19 protein-coding genes and 2 tRNA genes are annotated in these 21,581 nt (G+C 44.8%); 17 read left to right on the forward strand and 4 right to left on the reverse strand.

Annotated elements, in window-relative coordinates; translation table 11 throughout:
* Positions 1-209 precede the first annotated feature (209 nt).
* From HRI96_RS03665 to HRI96_RS03725, 13 genes are all read left to right on the forward strand, one after another.
* On the forward strand, positions 210-1,205 hold the full coding sequence (locus HRI96_RS03665) for an extracellular solute-binding protein (RefSeq protein ID WP_210118170.1): 996 nt from the start codon (positions 210-212) through the stop codon (positions 1,203-1,205).
* A 96-nt stretch (positions 1,206-1,301) separates the two neighbouring features.
* On the forward strand, positions 1,302-2,414 hold the full coding sequence (locus HRI96_RS03670; RefSeq protein ID WP_210118171.1) for an ABC transporter ATP-binding protein: 1,113 nt from the start codon (positions 1,302-1,304) through the stop codon (positions 2,412-2,414).
* On the forward strand, positions 2,411-4,108 hold the full coding sequence (locus HRI96_RS03675; protein WP_210118172.1) for an ABC transporter permease: 1,698 nt from the start codon (positions 2,411-2,413) through the stop codon (positions 4,106-4,108). The genes HRI96_RS03670 and HRI96_RS03675 overlap by 4 nt, the downstream gene beginning before the upstream one ends.
* 219 nt (positions 4,109-4,327) lie before the next feature.
* Positions 4,328-4,540: a FeoA family protein gene (locus HRI96_RS03680; RefSeq protein WP_210118173.1), complete on the forward strand. Its 213-nt coding sequence runs from the start codon at positions 4,328-4,330 to the stop codon at positions 4,538-4,540.
* 164 nt (positions 4,541-4,704) lie between these two features.
* Positions 4,705-4,926: a FeoA family protein gene (locus HRI96_RS03685; RefSeq protein ID WP_210118174.1), complete on the forward strand. Its 222-nt coding sequence runs from the start codon at positions 4,705-4,707 to the stop codon at positions 4,924-4,926.
* A gap of 9 nt (positions 4,927-4,935) precedes the next feature.
* Entirely contained in the window at positions 4,936-7,113 is a 2,178-nt protein-coding gene (feoB, locus tag HRI96_RS03690) for a ferrous iron transport protein B (protein ID WP_256729288.1), read from the forward strand.
* Positions 7,114-7,323: 210 nt separating this feature from the next.
* Positions 7,324-7,509 (forward strand): hypothetical protein, encoded by a 186-nt coding sequence (locus HRI96_RS03695; RefSeq protein ID WP_210118175.1) that lies wholly within the window; start codon positions 7,324-7,326, stop codon positions 7,507-7,509.
* Positions 7,506-7,874, forward strand: coding sequence for a heavy-metal-associated domain-containing protein (locus tag HRI96_RS03700; RefSeq protein ID WP_210118176.1), 369 nt, complete (start codon positions 7,506-7,508; stop codon positions 7,872-7,874). The genes HRI96_RS03695 and HRI96_RS03700 overlap by 4 nt, the downstream gene beginning before the upstream one ends.
* Before the next feature lie 258 nt (positions 7,875-8,132).
* Complete coding sequence (locus HRI96_RS03705) at positions 8,133-9,104, forward strand: tripartite tricarboxylate transporter substrate binding protein (RefSeq protein WP_210118177.1); 972 nt, start codon at positions 8,133-8,135, stop codon at positions 9,102-9,104.
* A gap of 83 nt (positions 9,105-9,187) precedes the next feature.
* A complete protein-coding gene (locus tag HRI96_RS03710) occupies positions 9,188-9,646 on the forward strand; it encodes a tripartite tricarboxylate transporter TctB family protein (protein ID WP_210118178.1) in 459 nt (152 codons plus the stop codon).
* Between the two features lie 8 nt (positions 9,647-9,654).
* The gene (locus HRI96_RS03715; protein WP_210118179.1) at positions 9,655-11,160 is read left to right on the forward strand and encodes a tripartite tricarboxylate transporter permease; all 1,506 of its coding nucleotides are present in this window, start codon (positions 9,655-9,657) and stop codon (positions 11,158-11,160) included.
* A gap of 257 nt (positions 11,161-11,417) precedes the next feature.
* Positions 11,418-14,162, forward strand: a complete 2,745-nt coding sequence (locus HRI96_RS03720) for a valine--tRNA ligase (protein WP_210118180.1) — start codon at positions 11,418-11,420, stop codon at positions 14,160-14,162.
* Positions 14,163-14,246: 84 nt separating this feature from the next.
* Complete coding sequence (locus HRI96_RS03725) at positions 14,247-14,840, forward strand: hypothetical protein (RefSeq protein ID WP_210118611.1); 594 nt, start codon at positions 14,247-14,249, stop codon at positions 14,838-14,840.
* A 13-nt stretch (positions 14,841-14,853) separates the two neighbouring features.
* Here the strand turns inward: HRI96_RS03725 and fumC are convergent, their stop codons facing one another.
* Positions 14,854-16,242, reverse strand: coding sequence for a class II fumarate hydratase (fumC, locus tag HRI96_RS03730; RefSeq protein ID WP_210118181.1), 1,389 nt, complete (start codon positions 16,240-16,242; stop codon positions 14,854-14,856).
* A gap of 262 nt (positions 16,243-16,504) precedes the next feature.
* On the opposite strand from fumC, the gene HRI96_RS03735 reads away from it, so the two are divergent.
* Entirely contained in the window at positions 16,505-17,821 is a 1,317-nt protein-coding gene (locus tag HRI96_RS03735) for a solute carrier family 23 protein (protein WP_210118182.1), read from the forward strand.
* A 259-nt stretch (positions 17,822-18,080) separates the two neighbouring features.
* Positions 18,081-18,153: transfer RNA gene (locus HRI96_RS03740), tRNA-Pro, on the forward strand.
* 109 nt (positions 18,154-18,262) lie between these two features.
* Here the strand turns inward: HRI96_RS03740 and HRI96_RS03745 are convergent.
* From HRI96_RS03745 to HRI96_RS03755, 3 genes are all read right to left on the reverse strand, one after another.
* The gene (locus tag HRI96_RS03745) at positions 18,263-18,622 is read right to left on the reverse strand and encodes a CoA-binding protein (RefSeq protein WP_210118183.1); all 360 of its coding nucleotides are present in this window, start codon (positions 18,620-18,622) and stop codon (positions 18,263-18,265) included.
* A 46-nt stretch (positions 18,623-18,668) separates the two neighbouring features.
* A tRNA-Val gene (locus tag HRI96_RS03750) sits at positions 18,669-18,742 on the reverse strand.
* A gap of 91 nt (positions 18,743-18,833) precedes the next feature.
* On the reverse strand, positions 18,834-19,544 hold the full coding sequence (locus HRI96_RS03755; protein ID WP_210118184.1) for a late competence development ComFB family protein: 711 nt from the start codon (positions 19,542-19,544) through the stop codon (positions 18,834-18,836).
* A 447-nt stretch (positions 19,545-19,991) separates the two neighbouring features.
* Here HRI96_RS03755 and HRI96_RS03760 point away from each other — a divergent pair, with 447 nt between their 5' ends.
* A complete protein-coding gene (locus HRI96_RS03760) occupies positions 19,992-20,624 on the forward strand; it encodes a hypothetical protein (RefSeq protein WP_210118185.1) in 633 nt (210 codons plus the stop codon).
* Positions 20,614-21,531 (forward strand): hypothetical protein, encoded by a 918-nt coding sequence (locus HRI96_RS03765; RefSeq protein ID WP_210118186.1) that lies wholly within the window; start codon positions 20,614-20,616, stop codon positions 21,529-21,531. Before HRI96_RS03760 ends, HRI96_RS03765 begins: the two co-directional genes overlap by 11 nt.
* The last annotated feature ends 50 nt before the right edge of the window (positions 21,532-21,581 follow it).

Here is a 21,581-nt window from a genome sequence, read left to right on the forward strand (position 1 = left end):
TCGAGTTTTGTTAAACTCGAAAACGCCCTGTCGGTCAAAGATTTTCCATATTTTAACTCATTAAAATTCGACAGTCGAACAAAATATCGATTTCGGAGACTGTTGAATTTGTGCATTGTAAAAAGTATACGGGTATACTAAAATTTGCACTTTGGGAAATTCTGGTTTATAATTACGCTAATATTTTCACAAATTATTTTGGAGGATTTATGAAAAAAATTTTATTTGCGGTACTTGCCTGTACGCTTTTATCGGGCGCAGTATTTTCGAAAGGCGGAAACGACAAAGCTGATGAACCGCCTAAAGAACTTGTAGTGTGGAGCGCCGCTTCCGAAGACGAAGCGCAGGCTCTTGTCGCAGCGTTTACAAAACTGCATCCGGAAATTTCAACAAGCATTATACGAGCAGGTTCCGGGGAATTGCTTACAAGGCTGAACGCCGAACAGCCGCGTCCGAGCGGAGACGTTTTGATGGGTATTGCAAGAGAATCGTTCGATATGGCATACGAATTGTTCCGTCCGTATAAAACGGCAAATCATGCGAATATCGGCGAGAACGTTCGGGATCCGGTCGCTGTGCCGAAGTATTACGGGTTTTCAATGCCGTTGCAAGCTTTAATGGTAAACACCAATTTGTTAAAACCGGAAGACTATCCCAAAACATGGAAAGATCTCATAAATCCGAAATATAAAGGCGAAATAGTACTTGCAAATCCGACGCTTTCCGGTTCGGCATACGCGCAGCTTTATATGTGGTACAAGTTCTACGGCGAAGATTTCGTAAGAACAATAGCGCAAACGGTAGTGTTCAATACGAGTTCTACGGCGGGCCCTGAAGCTGTTGCACGCGGCGAATATGCTATCACCGCCACAGGGGAAGCAAATATTGCAAAATATATGGAAAAAGGCAACCCTGTAACTTTCGTATATCCGTCCGACGGAACGGGCGCTCGTTTCGATGCGTCCGGCATAATCGATCACGGTCCGAACCCCAAAGCCGCCGAGCTTTTTATGGATTTTCTCACGTCAAAAGAAGCGTATCAAATCATCTACGATACGCGCGGACGGCGTGTTGTTATTGCCGGTATTCCCGGTCCTAAACATTTACCGCCACTGGATAAAATCAAACTTGTCGAATATGACGCAAAAGAAGCCGCCGAGCTGCGTGAAGAATTGACAAGTAAATTTTCCGACATGATGAAATAACAGCGTAAAAAAATACTTTCCATTTCATAAACTCGCACAGCCGTTATATCTTTTGATTTAAAGGCTGTGCATACATCTTTTTTGGAGAATCCGAATATGAGTCTCAGCCTCAGTTACGATAAAATTAACAAAATATTTGATAAGGGGTCACACAATGAAGTTCACGCGCTAAAAGACGTAAGCTTCACTGTAGAACCCGGCGAACTTTTTTGCCTGCTTGGGCCTTCCGGCTGCGGAAAGACAACTCTTTTGCGTAGTACGGCAGGTCTTGAATCCATAACCGGCGGACATATTTTATACGGCGATAATGATATGACTTCCATTCCTCCGTTTAAGCGGAATATCGGGATGGTATTTCAAAGCTTTGCGCTGTATCCGCACATGAGCATATTTGAAAATGTTGCCTACGGCCTTCGCGTTCGAAAAATTCCAAACGATGAAATAAAGCGCAAAGTCACCGAAGTTATGGAGCTTGTCGGCTTGCAGGAAGAATTAAAACGCAATCCAAGCCCGACGGCGCTCTCGGGAGGGCAGCAGCAGAGGGTCGCAATCGCGCGCGCTCTGGTATACGATCCCGACCTTCTTCTTCTCGATGAACCCTTGGCAAACCTCGATGCAAAATTGCGCCGCTATATGCGCGCGGAAATACGCCGCATCCAAAAGGCAACAAATATAACTACGCTTTTTGTTACTCACGATCAGGAAGAAGCGATGGCCATAGGAGACCGTCTGGCTGTTTTCAAAAAAGGCGTCGTCGAGCAGATAGGTACGTCGGATGAATTATATACGAAGCCGCAAAACGCCTTTGTTGCAAATTTCATAGGCAAAATGAATTTTTTTCACGGCAAACTCACGCCGAACGGCGCGGTTCTGGACTACGGCGGCATAAAGGTTGACGTACAAAAAGCAAGGCGGTATGTTTCTTCATCCGTATCCGACGGAGCCGATGTTGTCGTCGGAGCGCGTCCTGAACAGCTTTCGGTGTCTTCTAAAAAAACTGCCGACAGTATTCCCGGCGAAGTTAAAATCATTCAGCACCTTGGTCAATTTGTGCGTTATGAAGTCGAACTGCCGAAAGAAATTTCAAAAGTCCCCGTTGAAGTCGACATGCCGCACATGGAATCTGCAATCCGTGAGCTTGATACTGCATACGTTTCTATAAAATCGGATCTGGCATACCTCTACCTGCATGACGGAGAAGACGAATGAAGCAACAAAAAGATCTGTTTCAAAAAGATTACACGCAGCTGTTGGTGTTTTTTCTTCCGATGGCATTTTTGTGCGTGTTTTTATTTTGGCCGCTTGCGAATACGTTTTTACGCGCGTTTATGAAAACGGGCAATAAATTTAATCTTGACAGCTTGAGCCTAGCGGGGTTTACGAAATTTTTTACAAGCGCTCTATATAAACGGAGTCTCAAAAATTCATTTATTGTCGGTTTTTCGGTAACATTGTTGTCGCTGCTGGTAGGTTTGCCGATGGGGTATTTTGTCGCCCGCGTAAAAATGCCCGCAAAAAAACTCATGCTTTCTTTGGGCGTTCTGCCGATAATCATGCCGTCGTTCGTCGGCGCATTTTCATGGATCATCTTACTTGGGCGGCAAGGCATCGTACGCCATTTTTTTAATTTGATTCTTGCTCCTTTAGGTATAACGCTGCCGCCGGTCTACGGACTGTTCGGTATGATTTTCTGCATGACGATGACTTATTATCCATTCGTTTTTATGCTGTGTGAAGGGGCTTTCGCATCGGCAAACGCGCTGCTTGAAGATTCCGCAATGCTCATGGGCGCTTCCCGCGCATATATTTTTCGTACGATCACATTTCCGCTCATCCTTCCGAGCTTGGGAGCTGCAGCTCTGCTCGTATTCGTGCGCTCGATCGGAAACTTCGGTATACCGGCCGTCATCGGCGGCGACGAATACGTGCTGCCGACGCTTATCTATTTCCGCGTAAACGGTTTTTGGGATATCAACGGCGCGGCATCCATCGCGGTTGTAAATGTCGTCATTACCGGCATCGTTTTATTCTTGCAAAAGTATGTCGTTTCGCGGCGAAAATATGAAACGATAAGCGCAACTCATGCGAAGATCAAAACTCATACGCATCCGGTTATCTGCGTCATCGCGGTGATATACTGTCTTATCATATTGTTGATTTCGCTTGCGCCGCAATTTACGATTATCATAATGTCGTTTTTTGAAAAATGGTCGGGCTTGCTTCCTGAAAAATTTACTTTCACGAATTACACAATCATTCCTCAAAAATCGCATAATGAATTATTTAATTCGTTCTATCTTTCGGTTTGTGCAACGCTGTTCACCGCTATACTGGGAAGCATAATTGCCTATATAACCGAGCGGAAAAGACCGAAAGGCGGCGCAATACTCGATATGGCGATAATGGCCCCATTTATTTTACCGGGTACGGTAGTTTCGGTTGCGCTCATTTCGGCGTTCAGCGGACGCGCCGTTATTTCACTTGGCGGTACATATACGATTATAATAATTTCATACATGATTCGGCGAACTCCTTATGTGTATCGTTCCGTTTCCGCAAATTTAACGCAGCTAAATCCTGCGCTTGAAGAAGCGTCAACCATTGCCGGCGCGCATTGGATTTACACTTTTTTAAAAGTAAGCGTTCCGCTGATCCTACCCGGTATTGTAAGCGGTTCGATTTTGACTTTTTCAACGTTGCTGCAGGAATTGAGTACGACAATTTTACTGTATGGCGCAAAGACACGTACCGTTCCCGTACAGATTTACGGCGCGGTTGCCGACGGCGCGCTAGGTGAAGCAAGCGCATTATCGGTCATCTTGCTTATCATAGTATTTTTAATCGTATACTCCGCAAATAAACTGCAAAAAAGCAATTTGTCATCGGGATTTAAACTCGGTTGATGCGAAAAAAGCGGCGGTAAATGTATAAATCTGCAAATTTATAGATCTGCCGCCGAACTTCTTGCACGGACAGTCCACGCCGCTTTTTGTACCGCTTTCGCACGATTGCGTATTTCCTCACATAAAAATCTAACTCAAATGCAATTGTTGACAGATAATATAAGTTAGTGTATCCTAATGTCAGATGGATATTGCTTTTTTCTGTCTGCGGAGGGAAGTATGCCTTTGACGGTCGTGTCGCAAGGTAGTTTGGTAAAAGTTAAAAGAATCGGCGGCAGTGCGGCCGTAAAGCAGCATCTGAACGAATTGGGATTTAACGTGGGAACGGAAGTTACGGTCGTATCCGTTTTAGACGGAAGTTTGATCGTAAAAGTTAAGGAATCCCGCATAGCGCTGGACTCTAATTTGGCAGGCAAGATATTTTGCGCATAAGAGTGTTACGCTCGTACGTCAACGAATATCCCTTTTTAAAAGTTTAAAGGCTTATTTTTTAAATCAAATAATCATTCCAGTTTCTCGTGTATGAAAGTGCGGATCTTAGAATGACGGTTTTGTGTATAGTTTAATTTGTATTTTTTATTAGGAGATATAAAGGTATGAAAACTTTACGCGACATTCCTGTCGGTTCGACTGCTAAAGTAAAGCAGTTGCATGGCGGCGGCGCTCTGAAGCGGCGTCTTATGGATATGGGAATAACAAACGGCAGCGAGCTGTTTGTCAGAAAAGTGGCGCCGTTGGGGGATCCTGTAGAGATCACTATACGCGGGTATGAATTGTCCGTACGCAAAGATGATGCGGACTGTGTTGAAATGGTTTGACGGGGTAAAATGATGAGTATAAGAATTGCATTAGCGGGTAACCCGAACAGCGGAAAAACGACTTTGTTTAACTCTTTGACCGGCGCCAGTCAGTATGTGGGAAACTGGCCGGGAGTTACTGTTGAAAAAAAAGAAGGAAAGATAAAGGGAAGCGATACGATAGTAACGGACCTTCCCGGTATTTATTCTCTTTCTCCGTATACTTTGGAAGAGGTAGTGAGCCGTGATTATCTTATTAAAGACGATCCGGATGCGGTTTTGAACATTGTGGATTCGACGAATATAGAACGCAACCTGTATTTGACGACACAGATCCTTGAATTGGGCAAGCCTGTGGTTATAGCGTTGAACATGATCGACGCTTTGAAAAAATCAGGTGACAAAATTGATACTGCAAAACTTTCATCCGAACTGGGATGTAAAATCGTTGAAACTTCGGCCCTTCACGGAACGGGAGTAAAAGAGGCTGCGAAGGCTGCAGCGGAAGCCGCATTACAAAAATCTTCCGTTCCGTCCGCCTGTTTCAGTGCCGACGTGGAAGCGGCCATTAAAGAGATGACCGCCGTCCTTCCTTCTTCGATCGACGAAGTTCTTAAAAGATGGTATGCCATTAAATTGCTTGAGCGCGACAAGGTTGTGCTCGAGCAGCTGAAGCTCGGCAAGAGCGAACTTGAAAAAGCGGAAGCTATTTCTAAAAAACTTGAAAACGCAAAAAACGATGATATTGAATCGATCATCACGAACGAACGCTATAACTATATCACCGGCATAGTCAGCCGCTGTGTAAAAAAATCGGGTAAAAAACTCACGAGGTCGGACAGAATCGACCAGATAGTTACGAACCGATGGCTGGGTATTCCCATATTCCTGCTTGTAATGTGGGGCGTTTACTATGTTTCGGTTACTACGATAGGTACATGGCTTACCGACTGGACCAACGATTCTTTCGTGGCGGGGCTGCAGGAAATCGTTCAGGGCTGGATGGAAGGCGCCGGCGTAAATGAAATTCTTATTGACTGTATCGTAAACGGAATTATGGGCGGACTCGGCGCTATCCTAGGCTTCGTTCCTCAGATGGCTATTCTGTTCCTTTTGCTTTCTATAATTGAAGACTGCGGCTACATGGTTCGTATAGCCTTCGTTATGGACCGCATATTCAGAAGATTCGGTCTGTCCGGCAAAAGCTTTATTCCTCTTTTGATCTCTTCAGGCTGCGGCGTTCCGGGTATCATGGCTTCTAAAACCATCGAAAACGACAATGACCGCCGTCTTACCATTCTTACCACGACGTGGATTCCGTGCGGTGCAAAATTGCCTGTCATAGCACTTATGGCGGGTGTTTTGGCCGGCTCTATGACGAATCTTAATGAAGGAAATGTTGCCGCTCTGATGTACGCAACCGGGCTTTGTTCCGTTCTTGTTTCTGCGGTTATCCTTAAAAAGACAAAGCCGTTCCACGGCGAAGCCGCTCCGTTTGTAATGGAATTGCCCCAGTATCACCTTCCTCAGGCAAAGACCGTTCTTTTACACACTTGGGAACGCTTACGCGGCTTTATGATAAAAGCGGGTACAATATTGTTCCTTGCCTGTATCGTAATTTGGTTCTTGTCCAGCTACGGCTTCGGTGAAGAAGGATTCGGGCTTGTTGATTCTCCTGATTCGCTGATGGCGGTGTTGGGCAATGCTATTCGCCGCATCTTCATACCGCTGGGCTTCGGCGGAGCTGACGGCGGTTGGCAGGCTGCCGCTTCTTCTATTGCAGGATTTTCCGCTAAAGAAGCGATAGTAAGCACTATGGGCGTTCTTGCCAATGTGGATGAAGAGCTTGTGGAAGAAGCCGGCGAAGTTGCCGTCGCTATAGCTTCATGGTTCCCGACCGCTGCAGCCGCGATAAGCTTCCTCGTGTTTAATCTTCTTGATTCTCCGTGTGTGGCGGCTATAGGTGTAATGGCGAGCGAACTTAAAGACCGCAAATGGTTCTGGTTTGCCATTTTGTTCCAGAATATTTGGGCTTATGTGATTGCGCTTTGCGTGTACAACTATATGATGCTTGCGGCAGGCGTGTTTACCGCAGGAACTGTAGCGGCGATCATCTTTACGGTTATAATCTTGTACATGCTTTTCCGAAAGGATCCGTACAAGGGAATGTCTTTTGAAGTGAAGCGTTCCGTAGCCGCTGCGGTTTAAAAGCGTCTATGGGAGGAACTGCTTCGGTGCTTTCAATGGGGTATGCCATTGCCCTGTTGATAATTGCGTATTTGACTTTAACGGCAGTTTCCGTTCTTATCAGATTTTTGAAAAAAAAGTTCGGTAAGAAAAAATAACATCGAGCGGTGTTTTGCAAAGGATGTACGCTTTTGTCACCTTGCAAAACACCCGTTTTGTAACGGAGTGTTTATGGTTGCCAATCTCGTTGCAGGCGGACTTTTGCTTTGCTGTATTGCAGGCGCCGTATTTTATATTCTGCGCCAGAGAAAGATCGCTATTGAAAATAACAATCCCATATGCATAGGTTGTCCCGGCGCGGCTTCGTGTAGAAATCATTGCCACGGTACAACTTCAAGGGAGAAAAAGAAAAAATGATAAATATTATTATTGTTGCGCTTCTTGCCGTCATTATTTTTGTAGCCGTTAAAGTGAGCGCGAAACATCTTCGCGGAGAAGGTTCTTGTTGTACAGGCGGCGGTTCTTCCGTAATCCGTGAGCACAAAAAACTTGATGATCCCGTTATTGCCAAAAAGACAGTGAAAATAGGCGGCATGAGCTGTGAAAATTGTGCGGCACGCGTAGAACACGCAGTGAATAAGATTGAAGGCGCCGCTTGCGAAGTAAATTTAAATGTAAATACCGCGGAAATATCTCTCAGCCGCAAAATTCCCGACGAAGAATTAAAGGCTGCGATCGAAAAAGCAGGCTATGAAGTAAAGTCTTTTGAGGACTTGAATTGAAGGTAAAATAGTTTGGCGCAGCCGTGCGTAGGTTGCCGCACGGCAGAAATTTTCCGGCGCGAAAGCTGGAAAGTGCAGCCGGCCATTTCACGGGTGGTTATTCAAACAAAATTTTTACCGCTTTTTGCATTTCCCGCACAAATCATGTATAATATCTTAAAATACTCTAAAACGATCGCCGCCAGCTTAAAAAATTGAATTTTTATCGGCTGATCGGTTTTCGGTAATTTTTTGTAATAGTTTTAGTGGAGGAATAAAATGAAAAAACTAATCGGTGTTGTTCTTGCTTTCGCTCTGGCTTTTTGCGCCTTTGCAGGCGGTGATAAGGATTCGGCAGGCAAAGCAAAGTATCCTGTAAAAGGTATAACGGTTATCTGCCCGTGGGGCGCAGGCGGGGGAACGGATGCGGTTCTTCGCGGTATATGTGCCGCTGCGGAAAAGCAGCTTGGGGTTACGCTTACTGTTGAAAATAAAACCGGCGGCAGCGGCGCCATCGGACATGCGGCGATCAAAAATGCCAAACCCGACGGATACACGGTCGGTATGATCACGTTTGAACTAAACTCCTTGCCGCAGCAGGGGCTCATAGATTTTACCTATGCGGATTACGATCCGATTATACGTGTAAATGCGGATGCGGCTACACTCACAGTGAAGGCGGACGCTCCATACAATACGGTAAAAGAGTTTGTAGAGTATTGTAAAAATAATCCCGGAAAAGTTTCTATCGGTAATTCCGCGCCCGGTTCGGTATGGCACATAGGAGCGGGACTTTTGGCTGATAAAACGGGAATCAATGTAAAGCACATTCCTTTTGAAGGAGCTGCAGGCGCCGTAACCGCTCTTGCAGGCGGACACATCGAAGCGGTTTCAGTTTCTTTGGCTGAAGTAAAATCACAGCTTGATGCCGGAAACTTAAAGGTTCTTGGAATTATGGATGAAAAACGTCCCGCTTCTTATCCCAATATCAAGACATTTAAAGAGCAGGGATTTGATATTACTTATTACACTTGGAGAGGCCTTGCGCTTCCGAAGGGAGTTGATCCTGCAATAAAACAGATTCTTGTCGATGCATTTACGAAGGCGGAACAGGATCCTGATTTTGTAAAAATGGCCGGTAATATGAATTTGAATCTTGCATATATGAATTCCGCCGATTTCGGAGCTTTTTTGAAAACAAATTATGAAGCGGTAACCGCTACAATGAAATCATTAGGTCTTATTGACTGACGGGATTTTAAAACTTTATTTTAAAAGAAGGCCGCTTCCGGATAAATTTTCGGTGCGGCCTTGCCGTTATATAAGGAGGAAATGTGCGGATAGCTAATATCATTGCCGCCGTTATAGGAATGTTTTTATCGGCGACCGCTTTTATTATTACCCTTTCATTTAAACATTTTAAAAACGTTCCTATCGGACCTGAATTTTTCCCGCGCTGGCTTTCTACAGGGCTTTTTATCTGCTGTGCGGTTCTTTTGATACAAAATATTGTCGATAAAAATAATAAAACTCCTGCAATGACCTTAAGCTTGAAAGACAAAGGTATGCAGCGTATGTTAATAGGTCTGGCGATAATTATTGTTGCGGCCGCTTTGTGGTACGTTACGGGGTTTATAATTACAACTCCCTTTGTTTTGTTTGCGTTTATGGTTCTTTTGGGAAAACGCGAATGGAAGACGATGGTCGTTTTTTCGATAGTTTCTACCGCCGTTATTTTCCTTGCTTTTAAATTTCTTTTAGGAATAGATATGCCGATGGGGCTGTTGGAATAGGGGGAGATATGGATTTTGGTCTTTTGATTTCGAGTTTCGGTCCTGTTTTTGCCCCGCTGAATATGCTTTATATCTTTATCGGCGCGGCAGGCGGAGTTTTGATCGGTTGTATTCCCGGCTTAACGTCTACTATGGGAATAGCGCTTTTGATACCGTTTACTTACGGGCTTGATCTTTTGCCGTCCGTAGGTATGCTGCTTGGAATTTTCTGCGGCGCTATGTACGGCGGGTCTATTTCCGCAATACTTATCCACACTCCCGGAACTCCTGCCGCTGCGGCAACCGTTATGGACGGCTATCCTATGGCAAAACGCGGAGAACCGGGAAGAGCCCTGTCGATAGCGCTGTTTTCTTCTTTTGTAGGCGGAATGATAGGCGCTCTGTGTATGACTTTTTTGTCCCCGTATATTTCAAAAATGGCGCTGAAATTCGGGCCTGCCGAATTTTTTTCACTTGCGGCTTTCGGCCTTTCCGTTATCATTTCGATTTCAGGAAAATCTTTGATAAAGGGACTCATAACGGCGTTTTTCGGTTTATTGATTTCTACTGTGGGCATGGATAAGACTTGCGCCTATCTTCGTTTTTTTAAGTTCCAGGGATTGTATGACGGGATTCCTTTTATTCCGGCACTGATAGGTTTGTTTGCGATTTCCGAAGTTCTTGCAGGAATAGAATCCAATTTGGGTACGCAAAAGAATAAGGTTAAAATTTCAGGCGTGTTTCCCGGTCTTTCGGATATTAAAACAATACTGCGTAATATTGTAACCGGCGGGCTCATAGGAAGTTTTATAGGCTCCATTCCCGGGGCGGGCGGCGATATTGCAGCCTTTGTTTCTTACAGCGAAGCCAAGCGTTCAAGCAAGCATCCGGAAAAATTCGGAACAGGCATTCCCGAAGGTGTCGCAGCGGCGGAATCCGCTAATAACGGGTGTTCAGGAGGGGCTATGATCCCCATGCTCAGCTTAGGCGTCCCCGGCGATTCAAATACGGCAGTCCTTATGGGAGCTTTCATTATGAAGGGATTTCAGCCCGGCCCCATGATGTATGTGGAGCACCTTGATATTGTATATGCCGTGTTTGCTTCTTTGATCGTTGCAAATTTTGCCATGCTCACAGTGGGGATGTGCGGTATAAAAGGTTTTGCAAAAATCATTTCCGTAGAGCGCAAAATGCTTTTACCTGTCATTTTGATGCTTTCCTTAGTCGGCGCCTATGCGATAAACCAGAACATGTTCGACGTGTTTTTTGCGATTATCATGGGCGTAATAGGATATTTGCTGCAAAAATATGAATTTCCGCTGTCGCCGATCCTTCTGGCTTTGATTTTAGGGCCGATGAGCGAAAGCAATCTTCGCCGTTTTATGCAAATTTCGGACGGGCATTTCTTTAAAATCTTTACAAAGCCCATTTGCTGCGTGTTTTTAGCGCTCGCCGTTATTTCCATGATAACATCGGTTGTCAACCAAAGACGAATAAACAAAAAACTTTCGGCGGAAGAAGACAAAAATTCTTAGGCATTAAATGCGGTTCTTGCTCTTAATTGATTATGTTCGGAGCAGGATGCCGCAGTATAGCATTTTCAGATCCTATGTTCGGCGGCGCAATGTCGCGGTATGTTTTAGCGCACCGCGTTTGCGCCGTTTTTGTTCGCATTTTATCCAATATTGTCAGTGATTTCACATTTCATTATAATAATACAATCTTTATGCCGCCGGCCGGAGCCTGAGTTTCTATAGTTTTACACATATCGCAATTTTGAGGAATAGATTTTATGAATGCCATTGAGCTGGAAAAAGCTTACAATCCTAAAGATTTTGAAAATAGAATTTATAAGGAATGGGAGACAAAAGGATATTTTAAACCTCTTTCCGATCCGGACTCTCCGATTCACGATCGGTATGATGAATCGAAGAGAACCGTGTATTCTGTAGTTATTCCTCCGCCGAACGTTACCGGTGTTCTTCACGTAGGGCACGGGCTTAACAACGTTTTACAGGATATAGTAGTCCGCTATCACCGCATGAAGGGCGACGACACACTCTGGCTTACCGGAACCGATCACGCGGGAATTGCAACCCAAAATGTGGTTGAAAGAGCCCTAAAAAAAGAAGGAATATCGAGAAAGGATATCGGACGGGAAAAATTTCTTGAGCGTACTTGGGCGGTAAAGGACGATCACCATGCTGCCATTGTGACCCAGCAGAGAAGACTAGGAAATTCCACGGACTGGGAGAGAGAGCGTTTTACGATGGACGACGGACTTTCAAAAGCAGTCCGCGACGTTTTTGTGACTCTGTATGAGCGCGGATTGATATATAAAGGACAGTATTTGGTAAACTGGTGCCCCCGCTGCGGAACCGCGCTTGCCGACGATGAGGTTGAGCACACGGACACTTCCGGAGCGATGTATCACATCTGGTATGAATACGCGGACGGACCCGCCCCTGACGGCTCAAGCCGCATTGAAATCGCTACTACAAGGCCTGAAACCCTTTTAGGCGATACGGCTGTAGCCGTAAATCCTTCGGACGAGCGTTATAGCCGCATAATAGGCAAAAAACTGAAACTCCCGCTTACGGACCGCATTATTCCCATCATAGCCGATGCCTATGTGGACAAGGATTTCGGAACCGGGATGGTAAAAATTACGCCGGCTCACGATCCGAACGACTGGCAGGTGGGCAAAAGAAACGGCCTTGAAGTTATCAATATTCTTAATCCCGACGGGACTTTAAATGAAAATTGTCCTCAAAAATACAGAGGACTGACATGTCAAAAGGCGCGAGCTCTCATAATCGAGGATCTTAAAGACCTGGGACTTTTTAAGGGCGAAGAGAAGATCACACATTCCGTGGGGCATTGTTACCGCTGTTCCACGGTTGTAGAGCCTTATTTAAGCGAGCAGTGGTTTGTAAAAATGCAGCCGCTTGCAAAAAAGGCTTTAAAAGCCTGGGAAAACGGGCAGATCGTATTTTTCCCGCGTAAATGGGAAAATACTTACCGCCGCTGGCTTGAAAACATACGCGACTGGTGTATAAGCAGACAGCTTTGGTGGGGACACCGGATACCTGTGTGGTATTGTAACAAGTGTGCTAAGATGACCGTTTCGCGCGAAACGCCTGAAAAATGCGTTGAATGCGGCGCCGGTGCTTCCGAACTCGTTCAGGATCCGGACGTGCTGGACACTTGGTTTTCTTCATGGCTTTGGCCGTTCAGCACTCTCGGCTGGCCTGAAAACACTCAGGATTTTAAAAGATTTTATCCTACGACGGCTCTTGTAACGGCTTATGACATTATTTTCTTTTGGGTAAGCCGCATGATTATGGCCGGTTTGGAATTTACCGGCGAAGTTCCGTTCCGCGACATTTATATTCACGGGCTTGTGCGCGACAAACAAGGGCGGAAGATGAGCAAGTCTTTGGGCAACGGCATCGATCCCATAGAAATAATCGATACTTTCGGTTCGGACGCTCTTAAATTTACGCTGAGTTTTATGTGCGCGCAGGGGCAAGACGTCCTTGTTGACAGGGATTCTTTTAAACTGGGAAGCCGTTTTGCAAATAAGATTTGGAATGCGGGGCGCTACATACTTGGAAATCTGGAAGGAAGAACACTTGTTCCCGTAAAAGACGAAGATCTTACGGAATTGGACGTATGGATATTTTCATGCCTCGATAAGGCCGCCCGTGTTGAGCGAAGTTCTCTGGACGGCTATCGCTACAACGACGCCGCAAATGCCGTTTTTGAATATTTTTGGAACGAATTTTGCGATTGGTATGTGGAAGCTACCAAACTTTCATTTAAAAACGGAGATGACAAAGAAAAAGACAGAGCGGTTTCCGTCTTGTTAAATGTTTTGGAAGAAAATCTTCGTCTCTTACACCCTTTTCTTCCTTTCGTTACGGAAGAAATTTATTCAAAACTGCCGCTTTCCGAAATTACCGAAAACCGCAAAAAGGCCGGGAATAATTTTGTCCTTTCAAATTCCTTTTATAAAGGAATGCTTATAGCCGCTCCGTTTCCTGAAGAAAACGACCGCCGCGTAAACGAAAAAGTTTCAAAGAGGTTTTCGGTCCTACAGGAATTGATCCGTGCGGTGAGGGCTCTCAGGGCGGAGTGTTCCCTTGATCCTGCGGCTAAACTTCATTTGGCCTTGCTTATAACTGAGGGAAGCGATGCTGAAGTGTGTAAGGAAAAGACGGACATGATCGAGCTTCTTGCCGGAATTGAAAGGATCGACTTTGTAAACGAAAAACCTTCCATGTCGGTGGGAACGGTAGGGCAGGGCTTTGAAGCTTTTATAATCGTCGACGCTTCCATAAACAAGGATCAGCTTATCGCCAGATTTAAAAAATCGATAGAAACCGAAAGCGGGTACGTAAGAAACTATGAAGCGAAGCTCAGCGGAAAATTTGCCGAACATGCGCCGGCGGAGCTTGTCGCCATGGAGCGTGAAAAACTTGAAGAAAGCCGCCGGCGCATAGAAAAGCTTAATTCTTACATTGCCGGCCTTTAAGGTTTTGTAATAACGGTGCGATTCGGTTTTTAATCGGCTAAAACGCTTTCGGCGCTTGGAGGGCTTTATATGGGCAAATATGAAATGCACACGGAAAAACCCGATAGGATGGACAATGAATCCATGCTTCAGCTCAAGGGAATTTATCTTGCTCCGTACATGCAGATTGCGACTGCCCTCATAGGAAAGGAACGCTACGCCGGCGGAAACATGTTCCGTCATCAGATCGATACCATGGGAATTCTCATCGATTACGGATACATAGACAGCGTGCTTTTAAAGGCCTCGTGCATACACGATGTCATCGAAGATATTCCCGGATTTGATCAAAAACTTATTGAGGATATTGATGACGAAGGAAAGCAGGTGTGCGATCTTGTTCTTGAAGTTACAAAAAAAAACGGGCAGTCCAAGCCCGATTATCTTCGCGGCATAATCGAACACGGCAGCTGGCGGGCAAAGATCTTAAAATGCGCGGACCGCATAAGCAATATGATCAGCTTGGGCTTTGTAACTGACCCCGCCTTTATTGAACGTTACTGTGACGAAACCGAATATTTTATCTTCCCGATAGCCTTGGAAGTGGACTATACCATGTATCACGAATTGATAAGCCTTGTCATCACTCGCCGTAAATACTTGGAAGATTCCGGGTACATATTAAAAAACCGCGGATAAAAATTGCGCCGAACTAGTTTTCCAGAGCCATCCGTTCGGGTTTGAATACTTCGTCGAATTTTTCAGGCGATAAAAATCCTAAAGCGACGCACGCTTCTTTTAAAGAAATGTTTTCTTCGTACGCTTTTTTTGCGGTCTTGGCCGAATTCTCATAGCCTATGTACGGATTGAGCGCCGTTACGAGCATTAGGGAATTATACAGATTAAAGCGCATTTTTTCTTTGTCGGCCTTGATACCCGAAACACAGTTGTCGTTAAATGAGCTTATCGCATCCGAAAGAAGCCTAACGGACTGTAAAAAATTATACGCTATTACGGGCATAAAGACGTTCAATTCAAAATTTCCTTGACTTGCGCCGATCCCGACGGCGCAATCGTTTCCCATAACTTGGACTGCAACCATGGTTACCGCCTCGCACTGCGTAGGATTTACCTTGCCCGGCATTATGGAAGATCCCGGTTCGTTTTCAGGAATTCTGATTTCCCCGAGCCCGCACCTGGGCCCCGACGCAAGCCACCTTATGTCGTTTGCGATTTTCATAAGATCGCAGGCCAAGGCCTTTAAAGCCCCGTGTGTAAAAACAATTTCGTCTTTGCTGGTAAGAGCGTGGTATTTATTGGCCGCCGTGGAAAAATCTTTTTTCGTCAATTTTGAAATTATTTGGGCGACCTGCACGTCGAATCCTTTAGGCGCATTTAAGCCGGTGCCTACGGCCGTTCCTCCGAGCGCCAATTCTTTTAACTCCGGAAGAGAAGAAGCTATCAGCTGCATGTCGCGCTCAAGGCTCGATCTCCACCCGCTTATTTCCTGACTGAAAGAAATGGGAACGGCATCTTGAAGGTGAGTGCGGCCGCTTTTTACTATTCCTTTATTTTCTTTTTCAAGTTTTTTTAATGTTGCAATAAGTTTTTTCAGCGGCGGGAAGAGTTTGTCTTCTATCCGGCATACGGCTGCAATGTGCATCGCCGCGGGAAAAGTATCGTTGCTTGACTGGCTCATGTTTACGTCATCGTTGGGATGAAGCAGATTTTCGCCTAGTATTTCATTGCCGCGGTTTGCTATCACTTCGTTTGCGTTCATGTTTGACTGGGTGCCGCTTCCCGTTTGCCATACTACCAGCGGAAAATGTTCGTCGAGGCGGCCTGAAATAACCTCGTCGCAGGCTGCGCTTACGGCCTTAAGTTTTTTTTGGGTCATTTTTTGTGGGACAAGGATACCGTTGGCAAGCGCCGCGGCTTTTTTCAGGTATCCGAAAGCGCATATTATTTCTTCGGGCATCAGCTCGATTCCTTCGCCGATCTTAAAATTCCTGCGGCTGCGCTCAGTCTGCGCCGCCCAATACTTATCCTTTGGAACTTCTATTTGCCCCATGGAATCATGTTCTATCCTGTATTTTTCCATATTTCATTCCTTTAATTCCCGTTTGTTCCGGCCTTGTTTTGCGGAATTTTTTGCAGTTGCTAAGAACATCGCGCCCGCATACGCGGCGTTTTTACCGCCTGCGAATTTAAAAAAAATTCTTTTCATTTCATAAACTGATTTAATCTGACTTTCTCTATAAACGACTATAACTTTTTTTTGATAAATTGTGAACTCAGATACTTTAAAGAGAATACTGCGTTATGGTATACTGCTTTTAAATTATAAATCGGAGATAATAAAAATGGCAACACATGAAATTTTAGGTCCTTCCGACCGTCCGCCTCTAATCCGCTGGATTCCGCTGAGTTTTCAGCACGTATTTGCAATGTTCGGGGCGACCATACTCGTTCCGCTTTTGACAGGCTTGAGTTCTTCTACGGCATTGTTTACCGCAGGAACAGGAACGCTGCTTTATATCTTAATCACTAAAGCGAAGGTTCCCGCTTTTTTGGGATCTTCGTTTGCATTTATACCGGCGCTAATTGCGATCGGCGATCAGTACGGTGTTCCGTACGCAATGGGCGGCGCGATATGCGCCGGTCTTTTTTATTGCGTGATCGCTTTTATAATAAAGTTTGCCGGAAAAAATTGGCTGGATAAGGCTTTGCCGCCCGTCGTCATCGGGTCGGTAATAATAGTTATAGGGCTGAATCTTGCCCCTACGGCGATAAAGGAAGCCATGTATGTGGGTTCTTCCGGGGCTCCAAACGATTATTCCCTTGTGTACCTAAGCATAGCTATGGTGACCCTTGCGGTTGCAGTCATCGCTACGATCTTTCTTAAGGGATTTTTCAATACCATTTCAATACTTATCGGCCTCATAGGCGGATATTTGTTTACATTCATCATGGGACAAATTTTTCCTGCCTATCATCTCATAAATTTCGATATGGTGTTGGATGCAAGGTGGTTTGCTTTGCCGTTTTTGCAGCTTAATGAAAGCGGTTCCTATGTTTGGATTGCGCCCCGGTTTGCCCTTGTTCCGATCGTAACATTTGTGATCGTTTCACTTGCGACTATTTGCGAACATTTGGGCGATACGCTTGTGACGTCAAAGGTTGTAGGCATTGATTTTTACAAAAACCCGGGACTTCACCGTACGCTTACCGGCGACGGTCTTGCGACGGCATGGGCCGCGCTGTGGGGAGGGCCTCCTAATACGACTTACGGCGAAAATATCGGCGTTATGGCGATCACTAAGGTGTACAGCGTTTGGGTCATAGGCGGAGCCGCCGTCATTGCGGTTATCCTTTCGTTTTGTCAAAAATTCGGCGCTTTTATTCAAACTATACCCGGACCGGTTCTCGGCGGAATTTCAATGCTTTTGTACGGTCTTATCGCTTCCAGCGGGCTTCGTACCATCGTTGAAAGCGGCGTAGACTACAAGGATAAAAGGAATCTCACGATTTCTTCCGTTATTATGGTTATAGGGATCGGCGGCGGCATTTTGCAATTCCACGTGGGAAAGGAATTCGTGTTCAGTTTGGGCGGAGTAGCTCTTGCAACCGTAATAGGGATTGTTCTTAACCTCCTTATTCCCCGTTCAAAGGTTGAATGAGTTTTTTGGATTTAGTTAAATTTTGATTTTTATTGCCGCCGGATCCGTCTTGCGTTTTGACAACGGACGAACCTGGCAGTATTGTGTGTGTAGGGCGGCGGACTTGTGCGGCAACAGAATGGCGGTTTTTGAAAACAGGATGCTCAATGCGAGTTTCCTGTTGCGTGAAGCTGCCGCCGCTTCCCGTTGCACAGCTCGTGACGTGCGGTTTTTACGCGCTTGCCTAAAGTCAAATGATTTTATATATTGTAAACGTATTCGGAATGTAGCGCAGTTGGTAGCGCGTCTGGTTTGGGACCAGAATGTCGCAGGTTCAAATCCTGTCATTCCGACATATTTTTATCTTGCTGCAATAAAAAAATTATCGGCCGAGAGTTTTTTGTAGAATTTCCTGCCTGTTTTTATCCCTGAAAAGAATTTTACAGACACGCAAAAGCGGCGTTACTGCTTGGGGTAAAGGCTCATTCCCACCAGAACGCAGCCTTCGATAAAATCGATATTCGAATTTTTTAAATACTCAAGAAGATCTTCGCTTTCGGCTCCGGGCTGAACTACGGCGTATTTAAACTGTTTGTTGCATTCTTTGATCAGTTTGAGCCCTAAAACCGCATTTATACAAAAGACAATGACGTCTATATCGCCTGATATTTCATTTATGGAAGAAAATTCCTTGCTTACTCCGTATGCGGTATAACCTTTTTCAAGAAGTCCGTGTTTTATTTTATATGCGTATTTTTCAGGATTGACGGTATTTCCCAGAACGGCGAAATTTTGCTGCTGCATGATCGTTTTTAAGTCCATAGCGGCTCCATATAAAAAAACTTCTTTCTTGCGAAAGAAGTTTTAATGGACGATGACGGGATCGAACCGCCGACATTCTGGGTGTAAACCAGACGCTCGTACCAGCTGAGCTAATCGTCCGTGCGTTAATATATCAATAATATAGAAATCGGTTAAACGTGTCAATCACGGCGCTTAAGATTTTTGTTGCCGGCGGTTCAAAACGCTGCGTTTATTCCATAGGATTTTCAGTTCCGGTTCTGAACATAAAAAGATCCCGTATTTTATAAGAATATGTCGAATTTAAAGTCTGTTTTTCGGAATCTTCGCTCGTTACCTGCAGTGTAAATCCGTAATTGATACTTTCATATCCGTCTGCGGAAATTTCAAGCGAAAAATCGAATTGCTCCGTTACGCCCGCCGCATCCGTAGGTTCCGGTTTTAACCAAAAAGAAAAAACACCCTTTGTGGTATGATATGTTTTGCACGGATTTGCCCATGAAGAATCCTTCATTATTACGGTTGTGCCGTTGCGCATAAGCTTAATGGAAGCTCCGCTTAACGGTTCAAACGTCGTCCCGTCAAGAACGCAGCCTGTAAAAATAGGAAAGTTAAAAAGCGGACTGTTATGGTGTTTTGCGGTTTTTCTTGTGTGAATGTGATCGGGCCTTTGTATGGAATTGACGGTTCTGATTCCCTCGATACCTATGGCGTCTATGTCCGCCAATAGCTGTCCGTCTTTAAATACTTCAGCGGAATGAACTACTCCCCTTCCCGATACGACGTACTTCGGCGGAATCCTGTTCAGAACATAACTGACGGCGTCCATGCGGCAATTTTCACAGCTGCAGCGGAACCAAGGAGGATTTATTTCTTTGATACGGTCATTCAGCTGATTGATCCGCTCGATCACAATTTCTTCCATCATGTTGTGTATATGCATCGTCGTACTCCTGCTTTATAGGTATACATTCATAAAAAACTTATTCCTGCGATATCCCTGTTGTACCGGACAAGATAACCGGAACCCGCTTTAATATTATACAAGAAGGATTTATAAAATCCAATAAAATTTTGCAAATTCCTGTTATTCAGCCCAAACTTCGAGTTTTTATAAGGGCGGCTTGTTCGCACACGGACGTGCGACTTACAAGTAATGCCGCGTTTTTACCGCGCAAATCTCGCCATTCAAACTACTTAATTATAAAATGTTTATTCAATCAAATCAAGATTTAGAAAATTGCATGAACTGTTTTTTTTAAACCGCCTTATCGAGCCGCCTTTTGCCTGCGACGATATTTCTGCCGTAGAAGCTCTGCCGACCTTTTCCCCATCGTCAATTGACCGCAAACAGCTTTTTTATTTCAGAAGGCTGTGGTATATTTTTTATATGTGGAAATGTGTTTTAATCTGTATTTCTGCTGCAAGCTCCGTTTTTTTTGCCTGTTCCAACATAGGCTCTCCCGCCGAATCGGAAGGCAAAGATAAAACTCTTATGTCTCTGATGGCGGAGCGTAGAATTGACTGGGAAAACGAACTTGAGCCCATTGCTCTTAAACGCAATATCGAAAAACTTGACGGAGTGGAAAGCGGCGTGGATATTACCCCGCAGACTTATGCGCTTTCCGCTTTGAAAAGGGGAAGTACCGTATATCCGTTTATAGAAGGGTTCGGCAGTTTAGACACTTCTTCTCTCACAAAGGAGGCTAAAGCCGTTCTTGACGGGTTTTGTAACGCTTTTCTGGACGGCAGCGGCGAGGAATCTTATATCGACGCTGAAAAAAAATACGCTCTGGTGTTCTTTCTTTCGGATATAAAGCTGTTTTTCAAAACCGAAAAAAATATCTTTGACGGCAGAACATACGGAACTCCTTTTATAAAAGATGAAACTTTCGGAGTTCCCGTTCGTTTTACCGGTAAAGATGTTTTGCTTGACGTCTTTATATATTTAAATCGGAATTCCGATTGGAAGATAAATCAAATACAAATAAAAAACATACGGACGGCTGAAAATGCAGAATAAACTTACAGGAATTGAACGTGAATTGGTTCTGAAATATTTGCAGGATGGAAATGTCCCGGTAACGGTAACCTTGCTTGAAGATCTTCCTTTGTCTTCCGTTCATTCGGCGTCCAGTGCGGTTTTCCCCGTTGCTCTCCAGCCTGAAAAAATGACTGTTTTGGATCAGGGAATAATTTTGCTTAAAAATCCTCCGCAGGCGGCGTCTTCCTTTGAAGGAAAGGATGTTCGCGTCGAATTCTATTTTAACAGGCTGGGACTCTGTTTTATCACAAAGATGACGCACGTTTCTTCCGGGCTTGCTCTTGCAATTCCTTCGGAAATAAACAGGATCACGGAAGTGCCCGTAGACAAAATCAGCACGTTTAAAGCCGATATTCACTATCTTACGGACAATAAAAAAGACGTTCACATATTTTGCAGTTCGGCCGACGGTTATAAACTCTTTTCAAAACCTATTTGGAGCGATATTCCTTCCGACAGGAGCGGAGATGCAAAAAAATACCTTGAATCCTTTGTAGGCGATGCGAAAAAACAAAAAGAGGTGGGTAACGGAATTTATTTGATACCCGTATGCCGCTACCTTGTAGAAAGACGGGAAGGTTTTAAGCCTATCCAGAGTCGCAGAGAAAGTCTTAAAGCCCTGTATGTTGACCATGAGTGCATAGTCATAGGCGGGGATACTAAAGAATTTCCGCTTAAAAAAGATATTGAATATTCTGCGATACTGTCATTCCCTGTGGATATAAAGCCTGCTGCAGCGCGGGAAGTGGAAACGCTTTTTGTTGTCCGCACCGTGTATTCGGCGGATGACGGCGTAAGAAGGTGCGCCGTGTGCCGTTTTACGTCGATGAAGGAAGAAGATATCCGTTTTGTCTATGAAATGACTACGAAAAACCTATTAATTTAAACTTATTCGTTTAAATTCTTATCGCTTTTCTTAAAATCAATCTATACGAA

The organism is Treponema parvum, from assembly GCF_017893945.1.
GTDB lineage: Bacteria > Spirochaetota > Spirochaetia > Treponematales > Treponemataceae > Treponema_D > Treponema_D parvum_A.